A 14,264-nucleotide genomic window follows, 5' to 3' on the forward strand; every position below is an offset into this window, starting at 1 on the left:
CAAGCAACCCTTCTTGGCGGGAGACGGAATTTACAAAAATCTGATTTTGAGGAGGAGACGACGATGGAAGGACATAACATGATGCAAGTGGGTTTAAGCCGGGTTATTGAGGGACAGCATCTTTCGCGTGCGGAGGCCCGCAGCGTAATGGAACAGATTATGAGTGGGAGTGCCACACAGGCGCAGATTGGCGGGCTGCTGGCGGCTCTTCGCATCAAAGGGGAGACGGTGGATGAAATCACCGGATTTGCCGAGGCGATGCGTAGTTACGCGAGTCCAGTGCAGACTGGGGAAGGTGAGACTCGTCTGCTGGACACATGCGGAACCGGAGGTTCGGGTATTCACAAGTTTAATATTTCCACCGTATCTGCTATCATCGCCGCTTCGCTGTCTGTACGGGTGGCGAAGCATGGCAATCGTTCTGCCAGCGGCCGCGCCGGGAGTGCAGATGTGCTGGAGGCACTGGGAGTCAACATTCACCTGACGAGTGATCAGGCTCGGTCATGTCTGGACCGGATTGGCATCTGCTTTTTATTTGCGCAGTTATATCATCCGTCGATGAAGCATGCTGCTGCACCGCGCCGTGAGCTTGGAGTACGGACGGTGTTCAATATGCTGGGTCCGTTGACGAATCCGGCTGGTGCAGATCGACAGCTGCTGGGCATTTATGACGCCGGAAAAACGGAAGTGATCGCCGAGGTGCTGAATCAGCTTGGCTCCAAACGGGCCATGGTTGTCAGCAGTCTGGACGGTTTGGATGAAATTAGTATTTCGGCTCCGACGCGAGTATCTGAGCTGAAGGACGGCAAGGTTCACACGTTTGAGCTTCATCCATCGGACCTGGGCTTACAGATGCATCATCTCGATCAGGTGCTGGGTGGAGATGCGCAGGTTAACGCCGACATTATACGGCGGATTTTGAACGGAGAGCGCGGAGCTTACCGAGACGTCGTGTTAGCGAATGCTGGCGCGTGTATTTATGTAGCAGGCGCAGCTGCTACCTTGGCGGACGGAGTAGCGCTAGCGGCGGAAGCGATTGACACCGGACTGGCACTGTCCAAGCTGGATCAATTAATACAGGCGACGGGGGAATATCAATATGTATCTTGATAAAATTGTGGTGACGAAGCGACAGGAAGTAGAGCAGCTTAAGGAGCATTTTAATATCAGTGAAGCGGAGCGGCTGATTGCCAAATTGCCTGCAACAAGAGGATTTGAGGACGCGATAGCTGTGCGTCGCAACCGGCCGCTGGGGCTGATTGCTGAAGTGAAAAAGGCCTCTCCGTCCAAAGGGCTCATCCGACCGGATTTCCATCCGGTGGACATTGCCCGTGCCTATGAGGGAGCAGGAGCCGATTGTATTTCTGTACTGACAGATGTGACGTATTTTCAGGGCAGCTCAGAATATCTGCAGCAAATTCGTGAGCAGGTGAACATTCCGCTGCTGCGAAAGGATTTTATCATCGATGAACGGCAAATTTATGAAGCTCGTCTACTGGGAGCCGATGCGGTGCTATTGATTGCAGCTATACTGGAGCCACGCGTTTTGGGGTCGTTTTTACAGATCGCCAAAGACCTGGGACTGGACGCATTGGTGGAGGTGCATGACAGCGAGGAGCTTAAAGGGGTGCTGGATTTGGGCACAGCAACTCTGATTGGAGTAAACAATCGCAATCTGCGGACGTTCGAGACCCGTCTCCAAACGACGGAAGAGCTGATTGCACTGATCCCTAAAGGAGTTACGTTTATTAGTGAAAGCGGCATAGCCGGGCCTGAAGATGTAAAGTATCTGCATTCGGTAGGGGCGCACGGCATTCTGGTAGGAGAACATCTGATGCGTAAGAATGATGTGGGTCAAGCTGTAGCGGATTTGATGGACGGGGTTATAGCATGAATAAAACGGGCGTAAAAATTTGTGGACTTCAAAGCGTTGAAGTGCTAAAATCTATGATAAACTTACCGGTCGATTATATAGGTTTTGTGTTTGCCGACAGTAAGCGCCGGATTGACGGCGCACAGGCTGAAGAGCTGCTTCGCGTATTGGATGAATGGACTCCGGACAGCAAACCGCGCAGCGTGGGTGTATTTGTAAATCCAGCTGATGCGCTGTTACATGACGTGATGGAGCAAGCTCCATTGGATGTCATTCAGCTGCATGGACAGGAGAGTCCGCAGCGCTGCAGCGAGATCAGGGAGCGTTTTGGCGTACAGGTATTCAAGGCTTGGTCTGTAGACAGTTATCAGCAGACGAGTAAGGACCAGACGGAACGTCCGGCAGACGAATTGGAAGCCTATGCAGGTACAATTGACGCTTTGCTGCTGGATACATATGATCCCCTGTATGGTGGCGGTTCTGGCAGAACGTTTGCATGGGATCGAATTCCGGCCTATCACGCTTGGACCCATCAACATGGAATTCCTTTATTTGTAGCTGGTGGACTGACTGCTGATAATGCGGAAAAGCTGGTTACCGAGTATCATCCCGAAGGGCTGGATGTGTCCAGCGGCGTAGAGACAGATGGAGTCAAGGACATTTCAAAAATCACGGCATTCGTAGAAAGGGTGAAGCAGGCATGACACAATTACCTGATAGCAACGGACGTTTTGGGACATTTGGCGGACGCTTCGTACCGGAAACGTTGATGAACGCATTGATTGAATTAGAGGAATCCTACCGAAAGTATGCAGACGATCCGGAATTTAAAGCAGAGCTGAACGGACTGCTAAAGGATTATTCTGGCCGGGAAACACCTCTTTATCATGCAGAGCGTCTGAGTAAGCATTTGGGTAAGGCCAAGATTTACTTGAAACGCGAAGATTTGAATCACACCGGGGCCCACAAAATCAACAATGCCTTGGCACAGGGGTTGCTGGCGAAGCGCATGGGCAAACAGAAGGTCATTGCCGAAACAGGTGCAGGACAGCATGGTGTCGCGACAGCAACCGTGGCTGCGTTGCTCGGACTGGAATGCAAGGTGTTTATGGGTGAAGAGGATACTGTGCGCCAGCAGTTAAACGTATTCCGGATGCAGCTTTTGGGCGCAGAGGTCATTCCGGTGACCTCGGGTACACGTACACTTAAGGATGCCGGGAATGAAGCCTTGCGTTACTGGGTGAGCCATGTCCATGATACATTTTATATTTTGGGCTCGGCTGTTGGTCCCCATCCGTATCCGATGATGGTGCGGGACTTCCAGCGTGTAATTGGCGATGAAACACGCCGTCAGATTTTGGAAAAGGAAGGCAGACTCCCGGATGTCGTCGTAGCAGCGATTGGTGGCGGAAGCAATGCCATCGGCATGTTTTATCCTTTTATCGAGGATGAGGGCGTTGCATTAATCGGTGTGGAAGCTGCTGGAAAAGGCGTTGACACAGAATTCCATGCGGCAACGATGAGCAAGGGAACACAAGGGGTCTTCCAGGGCTCGATGAGTTATCTGCTTCAGGATGAATACGGACAAGTGCAGCCTGCGCACTCCATCTCGGCCGGACTGGATTATCCGGGTGTTGGACCGGAGCATTCATATCTGAAAGATATTGAACGGGCCAAATATGTTCCAATTACCGATCAGGAAGCGCTCGATGCACTCCAGCTCCTCTGCCGTACAGAAGGCATACTTCCTGCATTAGAGTCGGCACATGCAGTTGCGCAGGTTGTCAAACTGGCACCTACGTTGACGGCAGATGATATTATCGTTATTTGCTTGTCCGGGCGCGGAGATAAAGATGTGGACTCCATTATCAAGTATTTGGGAGGAAATCCGTCATGAATTTAATTGATCAGGCGTTTGAGCGTCTTAAAAATGAAGGCAAAACGGCATTGATTCCTTTTCTGACGGTGGGCGACCCGGATGTGGAGACCACGGTGGAGATTATTCGGCAGCTAGAGTCTGCCGGAGCCGATATATTGGAGCTGGGTGTTCCGTATTCCGACCCGCTGGCTGACGGTCCTGTCATTCAGCGTGCATCTGAGCGTGCGCTCAAACGGCAAATCTCGATCCGCACATGTATGGAGACGGCTTCTCTGGCTAGGGCGGCAGGTTCGAGCCTGCCTTTTATTTTGTTTACGTATTACAATCCTGTATTGCAGATGGGTATGGATGCTTTTTTTGCTGGCTTGCAGAAGCACGGTATCAGTGGTCTGATTATTCCCGACCTTCCGCTTGAGGAAGCGGAAGAGCTGGGAGCACGGGCGGCAGAGGTAGGAGTGCATCTAATCCCGCTGGTGGCTCCAACTTCCGAGCAGCGGATCGAGCGGATTGTCCGTAATGCTCGTGGATTTGTATACTGTGTATCCTCGCTGGGTGTAACCGGGGAGAGAGCTTCCTTTTTTGAAGGGATAGAGGGCTTTATTACGCAAGTCAAACGGCATACCGACATTCCGGTGGCGATCGGCTTTGGTATTTCAAATCGGGAGCAGGTCGTCCGGTTCTCAGACATTTGTGATGGGGTTGTGGTCGGCAGTGCCATTGTGCGTCAGGTGGAGGAAGCCATTCCATTGCTGGAGGATTCTGCGCGCAGAGAAGAAGGGCTTTTGCAAATTCGTGATTTTGTGGCACAATTAAAGCAGTAATTTGGCGTAATATAGAGAGCAACACATTCAGTTCTGATTGGATAGAGGAGGTAGGGGTATGAGACCTAAACCGCATATTGTACATTTGCCAGTATATCAGCCCGGTAAACCGATTGAAGATGTGAAACGCGAGTTGGGACTTGATGAAGTGATCAAGCTTGCTTCAAATGAAAATCCGTATGGCAGTTCTCCCAAAGTATTACAGGCCATTCAGCAGGAGTTTGCCAACATTAGCGTCTATCCTGATGGTAGCGCAGTAGCTTTGACACAGGCGCTGGCCCAACAGACGGGTCTGAAAGAGGAGCAGTTTATTTATGGCTGTGGCTCTGACGAAATTATTGCGTTGATTACGCGTGCATTTCTCCTTCCCGGTGAAGAAAGCATCATGGCCGATCAGACATTTTCCGTATACAAAAGTAATGTGGAAATTGAGGGAGCGGTTGCTGTTGAGGTGCCTTTGCGCGACGGTGTGCATGATTTGGATGCTATGCTGGCTCAAATCAATGACCGTACAAAAATTATTTGGGTTTGTAATCCGAATAATCCGACAGGCACCATTGTACCCGAAGCAGAGCTGATTGCCTTTTTGGATCAGGTGCCAAAGCATGTGATGGTCGTGCTGGATGAAGCTTATGCCGAGTTTGTAACGGATCGCTCGTATCCAGACGGAATTCGTTTGTTGTCAGCGTATGAGAATTTGGTGGTACTTCGTACGTTCTCCAAAATCTATGGTCTGGCTTCGCTGCGTATCGGCTATGGTATGGGAGCCGAGCCTACCATCCGTTTGATCAATCAGGTTCGTGAGCCGTTCAATACTTCACGGGTAGCGCAGGCTGCGGCGATTGCGGCTTTGGAGGACCAGGAATTTGTTCGGGAATGTCGGGATCGCAACGCAGAGGGCAGAGCTTATTTGCAAAATGAGCTGAAGCGTCTTGGGTTAGAGTCTTTTCCGGCACATGGTAACTTTATTATGCTGGATGTGCGTCGTCCATCCGGTGAGGTATTTCAGGAATTGCTTCGTAAAGGCGTGATCATTCGCGCTGGTCATCATAAATATCCGACATATATTAGGGTGTCGGTTGGGTCGCAGCCGCAAAATGAATTGTTTATCCGTGCGTTGGAACAGGTCCTGGGGGCGGAAGCGGCGAAAGCACGCCTATAATTTCCGCAGATGGGATTTGATAATTGATGAAAATTGCCATTTTCGGCGTGGGACTGATCGGTGGGTCCCTCGCACTTTGTTTTAAAGGGAAGCCGGGCATCACCGTTGTGGGTCATGGCCATCTCCCTGAACTGGTGGAACCCATGTTAAGCCGTGGTGTTGTGGACACCGCGACTCTTTCGGTTGAAGAGGCGGCAGAGGATGCCGATTTTATTTTTTTATGCGTACCGGTTGGTTTACTGGAGCATTATCTGGAGCTGTTAAGTCAGCTGCCGCTTAAAGCAGGCTGTATTATTACCGATGTAGGCAGCACGAAATCGTCGATTGCCAAAAAAGCAGCGGAAATTTCTTTGCATAACGCTTATTTTATCGGCGGTCATCCGATGGCCGGCTCGGAGCGTTCAGGTGTCAAGGCTGCTTCTGCCTTGCTGTTTGAGAACGCTTATTATGTACTCTCTCCGGCAGAGGATGTACCTCAGGAAGCATACAGCTCGCTGGAGCAACTCTTAAAATATACGGGTGCTCAGGTTGTACGCGTCCAACCTGACATGCACGATGACATTGTCGGAGCAATCAGCCATCTTCCGCACATTATTGCAGCGGCCCTGGTAAATCAGGTGCGAAAGCACAATAATGAAAATCCGCTGTATCGCACATTGGCTGCAGGTGGGTTCCGTGATATTACGCGGATAGCCTCTAGTGATCCGATTGTATGGCGGGACATTTTGCTAAGTAATCGTGATGTTTTACTAGGTCTGCTGGAAGAATGGAACGGGCAGATTGAGCGTTTTACCCATTTACTGAGAACACAAGACGGAGAGGGAATCGCTGACGAGTTTTGGACGGCAGGTAATTTCCGTAGTGAACTGCCGGAGCGCCGCAAAGGTGTCATCGTCTCAACGTTTGATCTGTATATTGATGTACCGGATACCCCTGGTATTATCGGCAGGATTGCAATGGAGCTGGGGAATCACAGCATTAACCTGAGCAATATGCAAATCATTGAAAGCCGGGAGGATGTTCCCGGCATTCTGCGGCTCTCCTTCCGTCAGGAGCGGGATTGGGAACGTGCGAAAACCCTGCTTGATTCGATGAGCTATAAAGTAGTAGTGTGAAGGTCGGGGAAAGCGGGTGTCTGTTAAGGAGGTCGCTTCGCGATCCATTTGATCTTACGATCGCTGTTGCCGCCGGATTTTTTTGATCAGATGCTTTAATGGGAAAATCCGGCGGCAAAGGCGAACGCTCCGCTTCTCCAGATTCAAATGGACCACTGCGCTACTGACCGCCTTAAAAGCAACACACTTTCCGGGAGTGAAGGAGTAGGGAAAGATTTAAAGCGGGCGAAGGTTTCTTCGCCCGCTTCAAGCTGTAGAGCAATTGAAGTTTTACAGGGGTACTGGAACAAATAATCCATAATTCATAAAATTGAGTCTATCCATATAAAAAATAATGTGTCGGAAAGTCCATCATCGGACTTTCTTGACACACTGAAGTCACAGTTCATGTGTGATTTTTTTATTGTCTGCTTTTGACTACACCTAGTGCAATGTTTCTTTTTACCGCGTCGAAGGACAAGAACATATACGCATAAGAAGTCGCCATATTGGCGGTTTTTTTTGTTTTAGCGATATAAGTTCTTGTCCTCAGCTTGGGGCAAGAACTTATATCGCTAGCCGAAAAGGATAAAAACTTGTGTTCATAACCGATTAGATGTGTATCTAAAAAAGGTGTCGTTTCTACTTTACAGCGAGGAAATATGTTAATGTTGATCACTTAAATTTATTTAAAACCTTACTCGTGGTGAACAATGTAAATAACAAGTCTCAGTACTTTGAAAAAGAGAGCGGAGGAATTTTAGTATACTTTTATTTTAACTGAAGAGAAAGCTATTTAGTATTTGTTTTAAGGGATCAAGCTCTTATCCTCAGGCTGGGGTAGGAGCTTGAACCCTTTACCATACTTGCGATTCCAGGTATCTTTGATCATGAAATGAAGGAATATGATTGAGATTTCCATTAATTTAAGCTGTACACCAAGCAGACTCGTTATGCAAGAGGAAGCATTTATCGCAAGGTGCCATTACCATGGGCAGATGAGTAAGATTTAAATAATCTTTGAACTTTTTGAAAACTTTTACTTTGGATATGGAATTATAATTAATCTAAAGGTAATATATAGATAACTAAACGGTCATTATATTCTATTTTCAAAGGAGGAGTATACCTTGAAAAAATATAGACCACTGTTTCTTTTAATGATCGCCGTCTTTTTTATGTTCGCTTCCGTGACTTCAGCAGCTTCGTATAAAACAACTGTTTCTAAACAGGAAGAGCAAACACACGTGACCAGCGATACCATAAAGTTTACGGGAGCTAATGTGGTATATGATTCAACTTACTATGGCCCAGGCAAAGCGACAGTAAAGTTTATGTACTCATTTGATGGCAATTATTTTAGCCCAATTGCTATATACCAATTTCGCTCCGGTAAAAGAGCCACTTCTGAAGGGTCAACAGACATACCTTCTGGAGGATATCTATACATTGATATTACTGGTGATATAGGTACATATGTTCAGGCATACGCAAGAGCCAACCGCTATTAAGTAGTTTCATGGCCGTTTAGTGTTATTTTGAGTTCATAATGGGTGTATATAACAATAAGAATTTGATAGGCTCTTTAAAAGACTCCACAGTCATAATGCTGGTGAGAGTCTTTTTTGATTCTTTTTTCTACAGTTCTTGGAGTAAAACAAACCTTAGCCAAATTTATGGAAAAAAGGTGAGTTCTTATTATAATTATTAAGCGGAAAGGTACTAGTCTGATTAGTGCAACATTGATTGAAATCTAGCTTAACTTAGACCCACTTGAATGTGTGATTTACCGTCTTCAAGGAAATATCAGGTTTGCCTAGAACTCTTCTGTGTGTATTCATCTACGTATTGATCTGTTGCTGTTTGTAACGTCGTGCTTGTTCCAGTAGCTTAAGCTTCGTCAATTTGCTCACCATTTTCATGCTAGTTTTTCTTTACCTTTCTGCAAAATATAATATACAACATTAACGCGGTGTCGTTTTAAACAAAATCAACATAAAATAGGCTGTCAAGATTTTCTCGACAGCCTGAAGCGGGCGAAGGTTTCTTCGTCCGCTTTTTTGTATAAAAAAATTCTGTTTTTAAACAAAAAAAAGACCACCTGGGTAAAGGCCCCAGGTGGTAGCTACTTTTCTAAAAGTAGCTGAGTAGGATAGGAGTGGAGAGAAACCATACTGTACTTTTATTATATGTATACGTTTTCATTTTGTCAATCGTTTTTTAAAGCGTTTTCTTTTTGCTAATTATTCAAACATAGTATCCAAGAAATGGATTCAATTGATACGTCACTTCATCTACTTTAGCTTGAAAAAACATAAAATCAATTGAAAAGTCGCATATTTGAATCTGTTGCCAGCGTCAGGGAGACATTGATGGAAATTACGGGGATTTTGGACTTTTTTATTGGCGGGCATTTTGTGGTACAATAGGTAAGACCTTAGGGATATTGAGTAATGTTGGGGATAGCACCGTTAATGTTGGCAGTACATAGGGTAAGAAAATAACAAATGTTCCATGATGCTGTTTTATCATTTGCGCAGAGGGCGCAACTTTTTTTGACCTGTTCGGTATATATAGACAGAATCGGGTGGGGAAACAGCACATGTATGGGCGAGGAGGGTCTCACTCGGATGATGACAGATTCCCAGATGATTCAGGAAATCAAACAAGGTAATGTTGAGGTTTATTCAGAATTAATGAGGCGGCACCAACGTAAAATTTTAGCTTTTGTTTATCATATGCTGAAAAGTTCGAACCTGGAAATGATCGCTGAGGACTTATGTTCGGAGACGTTTTATAAAGCGTACCGGAGCCTGCATTCTTTTCGTGAGGTTGACGCATCGTTCTCCACTTGGCTATATACGATTGCACGCAATACAGTGCTAAGCGAGCTTCGCAAGCATCGTAGCGGTCAGGTTCCATTGGAGGAGAGCGGTTATGTGCCGGTAGCACCACCGGATGTGATTCCGGAGCAGGCCGTCCTGCGCGGCGAGAAGGTAGAGATGGTCCGTGAAGCGATCAACAGATTGCCTGAAAAGCAGAGATCAGCGCTGATTTTGCGTGAATATGAGCAATTGGACTATCAGGAGATTGCGACTATTTTAGGGCAGACGGTCAGTGCGGTAAAGTCATTGCTCTTCCGGGCAAGAACCAGTGTGAAGACGCAGTTGGAGCCTTATTTTTTTGAACCTCTCTATGAGGAAAACGAAGGGATGAGCAGCCAATGAAATCCAGGGACGCTGAGGATTTGTTCGCTACAGGCAAAAATGTATCGAAACAAGACTCGGAGCGCAGACGAGCCAAAGGCTCGTCTGACAAGTGGGAGCTTGGTTCGGAAGAGAAAGAATGGAATTTGCCAAAAGAAAGTCGATCCGCTATCCGTGATATTTCTTTTGAAATAACAGATCAGCAGGTAGAGGCGATGAATCGCCGGGTCATGGATCGGATTTATGAAGAGTCACCGTGGCTTGTTCCTGGCGAGCATCGACGTGCGCGTGTGAACCCGGCAGCCCGTAAGTATATGTCTGTATGGATTGCCGGTTTTTTGGCCGTATTTTTGTGCAGCTTTTTGTTTTTGAATTGGAATGGAAGCTCCTCTCAGGAAAATCCCCCTCAAGCGGCACCTGTCATGGACACGGGCATTTTACCAACAGGCTTGCTGAAAACTACAAGTACATCTCCACAATATCAATATCACATTAAAGATATGAATAGGGGCATTATGGACCCGCTGGTTGCAAACATTGTTCCGACCTACCCACAATATTGGATATTGTTGTCCATATTGGCGCTTGCGCTTGCCTTATTTTCTCTGGGCTGGATCCATCGGACGAGAAGGGTTAGAAATTAGCCTGAATAACAGAATAGCGGAGGAAATGACACGATGCTTATTGGTTTGATCAGACATGGATTGACAGACTGGAATGCGGTGGGGAAAATTCAGGGCCACAGTGATATTCCGTTGAATGAGGAAGGACGACGGCAGGCACGCTTGCTGGCAGAACGACTAAAGGAAGAACCTTATCATTGGGACGGGCTTATTACAAGCAGCCTCTCCAGAGCGAAGGAGACGGGAGAGATTATTGCTTCTGCTCTGCAACTGCCGCTACTGGAGCCGGATGATCGATTAAGAGAACGTGCTTATGGTCAGGTCGAGGGAATGACACAGGCCGAACGTGAGAAAAAGTGGGGGATCGACTGGCACCTGCTTGATCTGGGGCAGGAGAGCGATGAGGCTCTTCAGCAGCGCGGGCTGGCTTTTATGGAAGCCATTTGGTCAGAAAATCGGGAGAAGAATCTGCTGGTTGTTTCCCACGGCGGTTTTTTGGCTAATTTGTACAAGGCCTTGTATCAGGAAAAGTACACAGAACGAATTGGAAATTTGTCATTGAGTATACTTCAACGTGAAGATGCCGATTGGACACCATTGTTGTATAATTGTACGAAGCATTTGCAAGAAAAATGTGAATGTAATTCAGAAAGATAAGGCAAGGGCACGACATTCTACGCACTGTAGAATATCGTGCCCTTTTTGTTTTTTAAATTATACCTTTACAAAAAAAGAGGTTTAGAGTCTAAGCATTCCGTCAAAGCTGTGGGTACAACAGGTAAGAATCATTTCCGGATGACAGTCCAGTGGCGAGGCGATGGAACGATGAATCTGGCGGATATGCTGACATTTGCGGATATTGTGCACTTGAACAGAATTGCGGTGTATTACGATTGTGACTGTAAGCCCAATTCCAAGCATGAGCTAATCCAGGGTATTTTGACAAAGCTCGGTAGCAGCAGTTTTTTTGAGACGCAGGTTAGGGAGCTGAGATTGTCAGAGATAAGGTTTTTGAATGCACTGCTGTTCGATGATCGACCTTACTTCAGTATGGAAGAATTGATTGCGATTGCCAAGCAATCTGTCGAGGGGGACGTGGATTCTGGTGAGCGGCCACGGGACATCGTGACCCGCCTGCGCTCTAGCGGCTGGCTGTTTAACGGTTCTACGCACAATACGAGATATTTATTCCAAATTCCGTTGGATATGAAGGAGCGCTTTCGCCGTGTTATGGTGCGTGATCTCCAAAACGGAATGACCCGGGTAAGTGAACCGTCATCGTACCGGGAAGAGGGACATCTCTTGGCGGAGGATTTACGGCTTTTCCTTCAATACGTGGAGCAGCATGAGGTTCCGTTAAACCCCGAGGGGGCTTGGTACCGTCGCAATCAGCAGCAACTGATGGAGCATTTGCATATTGCAGAGCCCCTGCTGGGTAAGGGGGGCTGGCGTTTCGGATACGGTTCCTCTTTTAAGTTTTATCCAGACCGAATGGCACTACTGTATGATTATGCCCGTCACTCCAGGTACATTGAGGAGAAGGGGGATCGGGTTGTGCTGACGGCAAAGGGGGAGGCGCATAGGGAGCACGCAATTGAGGATGAAATGATACAGCTATTCAGGTTCTGGTTAAGATTGTATAAAGGAGCCGTTCCCAATCTGCTTTCTCTAGTCTATTGGATTGGAGAATGTGCCAGGCCTTGGACCTCCTCAGAGTCGCTTTTTGTACATATCGGGCCGCTGATTCGACCGTTTTACTATGATACGCCCCGTTCGGTCTTTGATCAGAGGATCATCCGAATGATGCTGCATTTGGGTATGCTCCGTCAAGGTGAGCACCCGACGGAGCCATCTGTACAGATGACGGCCTGGGGGCTGAAGCTGGCAGGGGAGTGCCGGATTGGGAGGAACGACCCGGGTATACGGCTCCATTGACAAGCAGCAAGCATGTTGATAGAATTTCACCCAAAATGAGAGGGTGAAGATGATGCTGATTCACTATAACGGAAATTTGCCGCAGCTCCATTCATCTGTCTATGTGGCAGAAGGAGCAAAAATTGTTGGAAAGGTAACGATCGGCCAAGATTCCTCCGTATGGTTTAATGCCGTACTGCGCGGGGATATGGCACCTATCATCATCGGTGAACGCTGCAATATTCAGGATGGGGTCGTGGGACATGTGAACACGGACCAGCCACTGGTGCTGGCGGATGATATTTCGGTGGGACATGCCGCCATTATCCATGGCTGTACGGTGGGCAAAGGCACTTTAGTTGGTATGGGGGCCATTGTACTCAACGGAGCGGAACTTGGTGAATATGCTTTAATAGGAGCAGGGTCGGTCGTTACGGAAAATGCTAAAATACCACCCTATACTCTTTCTCTTGGTACACCTGCCAAAGTGGTGCGTGAACTGACTGATGCGGATTTGCAGCGGATGTCGCGAACGGCACTCAGCTATGTGGCGAAAGGAAAAGAATATAGGATCTCTTAAACTCATGTTGGAGGTGCATCCTATGGATAAAATGAAGGTTACTTATGAAGTCATGTTGGGCCTGTCTGCTGAAATGGTTTTGGACGAGGCATTACGTAAACACCGGAGCGAAAAGCTCTACAAGGATATTGATGAGGCGCTGGCCACAGGTGATGAAGTAGCTTTTCGTCATCTTACGGATGAGCTGAGAGCGATGAGTTAAAACGATTTCAGGAAGCTTCGGCTTGCCATTCCAGTCCCATCGTCAGTTCAAAATCATAATCACCAACCTGACCGTAGCAGCGGTCAGGTTTTTTTGAACATTTTTAAAATCTATAATCGCAAAAATACTTCCGCTAAGCCAGGTTTGGCTTCCGTGAAAGTACATCGATAGACGTTTTTCTTATATACTCGGATATGATATAGTTTTGATAGGATGGGGCCTGCAAGGGCATCTGTCGTATGAACGGAGGATGAAGGACGTGTCATTGTCTTATTGGTGGAGCCGGTCGTTCCTGACGAGCCGGCCTTTTTTATGGCTGCTGTTCTGGTGTAATCTGGTTGGAACTGTGTATGGGTATATATGGTATAAAGGACAGCTGGAATATACGCTAAACTATCATCCGCTGTGGCAAATTGTATTTGTGCCTGATAGTCCGACAGCCAGCCTGTTTTTTACGATCTCTATCGTATTTCTGCTTTATCCTCCACAACGCAAGAGCTTGAAGGCCATTCGTCAGCTCATGGAAGCGCTGGCTGTGGTCACAAGTGTCAAGTATGGCATCTGGGCCTCGGCTATTATTTTTTGGGGTGTCGCCCAGGGAGGGCATATGGTATGGCAGGATTGGATGCTGGTGGCTTCTCATACGGCCATGGCCGTCGAAGCACTGCTATTTGTGCGTTTTTTTACCTGCAAATGGATCGCTTTGGGATTGGCCGCTGTGTGGACACTGCTAAATGATACGATGGATTATACATTTGGTATTTATCCGTACCTTCCGAAAACATTAGTAGATGATGTACCGCAGGTGCGTGCTTTTACCTATATGCTGACCCTTTTCAGTATCGTAGCAGCATGGCTGGCCATGCTGGCGCGCAATCAAAAGGCATCGTCTCATCGAGATACAGCTTGA

General features: G+C 47.4%; 15 protein-coding genes. All 15 read left to right on the forward strand.

Annotation, left to right across the window (positions count from 1 at the left end):
- Positions 1-63: 63 nt before the first annotated feature.
- The 15 genes from trpD to KQI_RS0105770 all read left to right on the forward strand — a co-directional run bounded on the left by trpD (position 64) and on the right by KQI_RS0105770 (position 14,264).
- The gene (gene trpD / locus KQI_RS0105695) at positions 64-1,110 is read left to right on the forward strand and encodes an anthranilate phosphoribosyltransferase (RefSeq protein WP_010345774.1); all 1,047 of its coding nucleotides are present in this window, start codon (positions 64-66) and stop codon (positions 1,108-1,110) included.
- Positions 1,100-1,894, forward strand: a complete 795-nt coding sequence (trpC, locus tag KQI_RS0105700; RefSeq protein WP_010345775.1) for an indole-3-glycerol phosphate synthase TrpC — start codon at positions 1,100-1,102, stop codon at positions 1,892-1,894. The genes trpD and trpC overlap by 11 nt, the downstream gene beginning before the upstream one ends.
- Positions 1,891-2,577, forward strand: coding sequence for a phosphoribosylanthranilate isomerase (locus KQI_RS0105705; RefSeq protein ID WP_010345777.1), 687 nt, complete (start codon positions 1,891-1,893; stop codon positions 2,575-2,577). Before trpC ends, KQI_RS0105705 begins: the two co-directional genes overlap by 4 nt.
- Positions 2,574-3,770, forward strand: a complete 1,197-nt coding sequence (trpB, locus tag KQI_RS0105710) for a tryptophan synthase subunit beta (protein ID WP_010345778.1) — start codon at positions 2,574-2,576, stop codon at positions 3,768-3,770. The genes KQI_RS0105705 and trpB overlap by 4 nt, the downstream gene beginning before the upstream one ends.
- The gene (trpA, locus tag KQI_RS0105715; protein ID WP_010345779.1) at positions 3,767-4,573 is read left to right on the forward strand and encodes a tryptophan synthase subunit alpha; all 807 of its coding nucleotides are present in this window, start codon (positions 3,767-3,769) and stop codon (positions 4,571-4,573) included. The genes trpB and trpA overlap by 4 nt, the downstream gene beginning before the upstream one ends.
- A gap of 58 nt (positions 4,574-4,631) precedes the next feature.
- Positions 4,632-5,735: a histidinol-phosphate transaminase gene (gene hisC, locus KQI_RS0105720; protein ID WP_010345780.1), complete on the forward strand. Its 1,104-nt coding sequence runs from the start codon at positions 4,632-4,634 to the stop codon at positions 5,733-5,735.
- 26 nt (positions 5,736-5,761) lie between these two features.
- Positions 5,762-6,850 (forward strand): prephenate dehydrogenase, encoded by a 1,089-nt coding sequence (locus KQI_RS0105725; RefSeq protein ID WP_010345781.1) that lies wholly within the window; start codon positions 5,762-5,764, stop codon positions 6,848-6,850.
- 1,109 nt (positions 6,851-7,959) lie between these two features.
- Positions 7,960-8,340: a hypothetical protein gene (locus KQI_RS0105730; protein ID WP_010345782.1), complete on the forward strand. Its 381-nt coding sequence runs from the start codon at positions 7,960-7,962 to the stop codon at positions 8,338-8,340.
- A 1,119-nt stretch (positions 8,341-9,459) separates the two neighbouring features.
- Positions 9,460-10,056: an RNA polymerase sigma factor gene (locus tag KQI_RS0105735; protein ID WP_007430814.1), complete on the forward strand. Its 597-nt coding sequence runs from the start codon at positions 9,460-9,462 to the stop codon at positions 10,054-10,056.
- Positions 10,053-10,679 carry a hypothetical protein gene (locus tag KQI_RS0105740; protein WP_010345783.1) on the forward strand — a complete coding sequence of 209 codons (627 nt, stop codon included), beginning with the start codon at positions 10,053-10,055 and terminating at the stop codon, positions 10,677-10,679. The genes KQI_RS0105735 and KQI_RS0105740 overlap by 4 nt, the downstream gene beginning before the upstream one ends.
- Before the next feature lie 33 nt (positions 10,680-10,712).
- Positions 10,713-11,315 (forward strand): histidine phosphatase family protein, encoded by a 603-nt coding sequence (locus tag KQI_RS0105745; protein ID WP_010345784.1) that lies wholly within the window; start codon positions 10,713-10,715, stop codon positions 11,313-11,315.
- A gap of 168 nt (positions 11,316-11,483) precedes the next feature.
- Positions 11,484-12,593 carry a hypothetical protein gene (locus KQI_RS0105750; protein ID WP_010345786.1) on the forward strand — a complete coding sequence of 370 codons (1,110 nt, stop codon included), beginning with the start codon at positions 11,484-11,486 and terminating at the stop codon, positions 12,591-12,593.
- Between the two features lie 52 nt (positions 12,594-12,645).
- A complete protein-coding gene (locus tag KQI_RS0105755; protein WP_010345787.1) occupies positions 12,646-13,152 on the forward strand; it encodes a gamma carbonic anhydrase family protein in 507 nt (168 codons plus the stop codon).
- Between the two features lie 22 nt (positions 13,153-13,174).
- Positions 13,175-13,354 (forward strand): IDEAL domain-containing protein, encoded by a 180-nt coding sequence (locus KQI_RS0105760; RefSeq protein WP_007430809.1) that lies wholly within the window; start codon positions 13,175-13,177, stop codon positions 13,352-13,354.
- 259 nt (positions 13,355-13,613) lie between these two features.
- Positions 13,614-14,264 (forward strand): DUF1405 domain-containing protein, encoded by a 651-nt coding sequence (locus KQI_RS0105770; RefSeq protein WP_010345788.1) that lies wholly within the window; start codon positions 13,614-13,616, stop codon positions 14,262-14,264.

This window comes from Paenibacillus peoriae KCTC 3763, assembly GCF_000236805.1.
In the GTDB taxonomy this organism is placed as follows: domain Bacteria; phylum Bacillota; class Bacilli; order Paenibacillales; family Paenibacillaceae; genus Paenibacillus; species Paenibacillus peoriae.